Source organism: Vibrio sp. 779(2023) (assembly GCF_033344285.1).
GTDB classification, from domain to species: domain Bacteria; phylum Pseudomonadota; class Gammaproteobacteria; order Enterobacterales; family Vibrionaceae; genus Vibrio; species Vibrio alginolyticus.
In genome coordinates this window covers 1-1,257 of the sequence record NZ_JAWPOM010000138.1, presented here as the reverse complement: position 1 = coordinate 1,257, position 1,257 = coordinate 1, and the positions used below count along the sequence as shown (strand labels likewise).

General features: G+C 44.2%; 2 protein-coding genes. Both read right to left on the bottom strand.

All coding sequences use genetic code 11. From position 1 onward, the window contains the following. The coding region (locus tag R8O70_RS25550) for a DUF882 domain-containing protein (protein ID WP_318184506.1) at nucleotides 1–271 on the bottom strand (271 nt) is incomplete at its 3' end. A 181-nt stretch (nucleotides 272–452) separates the two neighbouring features. Continuing rightward, nucleotides 453–1,257, bottom strand: an 805-nt coding sequence (locus R8O70_RS25545) for a L,D-transpeptidase family protein (RefSeq protein WP_318184505.1), incomplete at its 5' end; no start/stop codon positions are given.

Here is a 1,257-nt window from a genome sequence, read left to right as displayed (position 1 = left end):
GATCGAACAGACGTTTATCCATTGGATGCACTTCATTACGGCGATGATCACGGCAGAACTCATTCAAACGCTGCAATTCTTTGCCGACGTAGCGATTGCCATCGAAATAGCACGTCTCGAGAAGCTCACCCGTATTCAAGTTATTCATGGCTAACACGCGTGGTTCATCCGGAAGTGAAGCCCATGAAAGTGTAGGCATTGCAGACGCCAGTACGACACCACCAGCGGTCATTTTAAGGAAATCACGGCGAGAAAAATTACGACTTACCATAAACAAAAACACTGCTCAATTACTAAACAAAGAAAGCGGACGATACCGAAACCAATTTATCTCGTCAAATGCATAAATTGGTCCGGAATATCGAAGTCGAGCTGAATTTTTTGTTTACTTATTGAACAGAAACGATTTTTTAGAATTGTAAATTTTCTTAAATTTACGAGCCATGGCAGGCTTAGCCTTGATGGTCGTATTTGTAGATGTCATCTCGGTAATACAGCGTACCTTCTTCCAACCAAGCTGTTTGGTAGATGATGTGTACCGGAATACGTTCCCCTAGTGGCACCGAAGTCGTTGATGAACGAGCGCTTTCCCGCTTTTTCTCTAAACGCTCTTCCAAACCTTGAGTTTTGAACAGAAGCTCTGCAAGTTGATCGGCGTTTTCTACTCGAACACAACCCGAGCTAAACGCCCTTCTATCTTGTTGGAACAAGTTTTTACTCGGCGTGTCGTGTAGATATATGGCTTGTGGGTTCGGCATGTTGAATTTGTACAAACCCAACGCATTGTGCGAACCAGAAGCCTGACGCATGCGGTACGGGAAGGTTCTTGGATTAACTGTTGCCCAGTTGATCGTGGTTGGATCGATGATTTCGCGCGACGTCCAAGAACGGATGATTTGAATGTTATGTTCCATTAAATACATCGGATTGCGTTTCACTTTTGGAATAATGTCTTTCACCATGATTTTCCAAGGCACATTCCAAGTAGGATTTAAGATCACCGAATCTAGCGTTCCAGTCATGATTGGGGTTTTTCTTGAAGCTCGACCAACCACAACTTTTGATTCAAACAGTGGCTGACCATCATGCCAGTAAGTGACTTCATAACCCGGCACGTTCACAAACACGACATTGTCTCGTTCTTTCGCCCAAATACGAGAACGCTCCGCATTCAATGCCAGCAAGTGTAAACGTTGTTGAGGAGAGAAGTTGATCCAACGAATGGTGTTCGGACCAATTACGCCATCTTGGTTCAAG